The sequence below is a fragment of the Priestia sp. KCTC 13724 genome (genome assembly GCF_056820425.1).
The window spans coordinates 1-1,678 of sequence record NZ_JBXDLD010000073.1; the positions used below are offsets into that span (position 1 = coordinate 1).

The window sequence follows — 1,678 nt, forward strand, 5'->3', positions numbered from 1 at the left end:
TTGCGTCAACATTTATGCAACACTAGTGACAAAAAGTATCAAAAAGATTCCATTTCGGGAAAAAAGAGTGGTAGACTACTTTTTGTTGAAGACGAATTCGGCTTGCGAGTAGCGAGTCAAAATAAAAGGTGCAGGATTTGGTAGATAAAATTAAGCAAGAATGGTTTTCAAACACCCGTGCTGACGTACTAGCAGGAATCGTAGTTGCTTTAGCACTAATTCCAGAAGCCATTGCATTTTCAATTATTGCAGGCGTAATTTTAAGTGCAGTATTATTCGTAGCAAAAATCTCAAAGATTAAGCTTTATCAAAAGGTGGAAGGTTCCAACTTACTTGTTAACGTAGAAGGTCCTTTGTTTTTTGCTTCAGTTGAAAGCTTCGTAAATGCTTTTGACTTTACAGCTGATGCTAAATCTGTCGTTATTAACTTTTCCAATGCCAAGGTTTGGGACGATTCAGCTGTAGATGCTATTGATAAGGTTGTGATGAAATATCATGAATATAGAACGAATGTCACGATAAAAGGGTTAGATTCGACCAGTAAAAGATTGGTAGATAAGCTCGCGGTTTATCATCGCTCAAATGCTAAACCATCAGCTCACTGAGGTTAAAACTTTATCATTGGAGATAGGCTAATAATTATAGTCTTGATCTTGTTTGGGTTAAAAAAGAGTTTGGGACATAACAAAATGATTGCTTCTAAGAGACGAACAATAGCTGTTCCAATCTTTTTGGTTTGTCTGAACACGTTCGTTCCATTGCGCTACGGTCACTCGCTTTCCGCGGGGAGGAACCTGAGCTTCCTCGCTGCGCTGCGGGATCTCCGTTTTCCCTCTCTTTCCCGCAGGAGTCGAGTGTCCTACGCTCCATTCCACCCTGTTTCCAACATTGTTTTCACAATCAACCAAAAAACCTGAACGATTAAAAGTGAGAAACTCTCAATCGTTCAGGTTTATCATTGGCTGAATTACTTATGTCCCAGCCTCTTTTTTTTTTTTTTGAAGTTCGGTTTATAAAGTAACAAAGCTAAAACCAATGTGTCGGATACTGCCTTGCACGAAAGGCGTTATTATAGATGGTTGAAATAAACACGACTACCAAAGCACCGAAAATAATGGGAAGTAGAAAATTCCAAGTTACTTCATTATTAATTGCAACGAGAGCACTAGCTGCTGCTGGCGGGTGCATGGTTTCTGTCAGAGCCATAAGAAATAAGACAAATGCCAATGCAAACACGAGAGAAAAAACGCTTTTACCCAGTAAACTAAGTATAATAATTGCGCATGTTGTAGAAAGAAGGTGTCCGCCAATAACATGTCGAGGTTGTGAAAGTAAGCCTTTGTGAGCACCGAAGACTAAAATGCAGCTTGCCCCAAGAGGAGCTAAAGCCATAGGGTAACTTAGGTGTAAGACGATAAAACTAACGACCAGCATGGCAATTAGTGCACCTGCAGCAGAAACAGTTGAATCTATATAATCAACTTTTCCTTGTTGTCTCATAGTTCCTTTCATTTTCTTAAAATATGAAATAAAAACATTAGTAGATTGGTGAGCGTACTTTGTAAGTTTTTTTTCCACAGTAGTAATTAAAGCTCCTTTCTAAAACAGTTAAGTTAAATATAGAATGTTTTATCTATTTAAATATTCTATCACTAGTGTTGCATAAATGTTGACGCAA

At 38.1% G+C, this 1,678-nt stretch carries 3 protein-coding genes; 1 reads left to right on the top strand and 2 read right to left on the bottom strand.

Features of this window, described 5'->3' with window-relative positions; translation table 11 throughout:
- The first annotated feature begins 137 nt into the window (after positions 1-137).
- Positions 138-605 carry an STAS domain-containing protein gene (locus tag AC1UFB_RS11065; RefSeq protein WP_025910955.1) on the top strand — a complete coding sequence of 156 codons (468 nt, stop codon included), beginning with the start codon at positions 138-140 and terminating at the stop codon, positions 603-605.
- A 57-nt stretch (positions 606-662) separates the two neighbouring features.
- On the opposite strand, the gene AC1UFB_RS11070 is transcribed toward AC1UFB_RS11065, so the two are convergent.
- Together AC1UFB_RS11070 and AC1UFB_RS11075 are read right to left on the bottom strand one after the other, a co-directional pair.
- Complete coding sequence (locus tag AC1UFB_RS11070) at positions 663-875, bottom strand: hypothetical protein (protein ID WP_482589207.1); 213 nt, start codon at positions 873-875, stop codon at positions 663-665.
- 151 nt (positions 876-1,026) lie between these two features.
- A complete protein-coding gene (locus tag AC1UFB_RS11075) occupies positions 1,027-1,578 on the bottom strand; it encodes an HPP family protein (RefSeq protein ID WP_025910958.1) in 552 nt (183 codons plus the stop codon).
- Between the last annotated feature and the right edge of the window lie 100 nt (positions 1,579-1,678).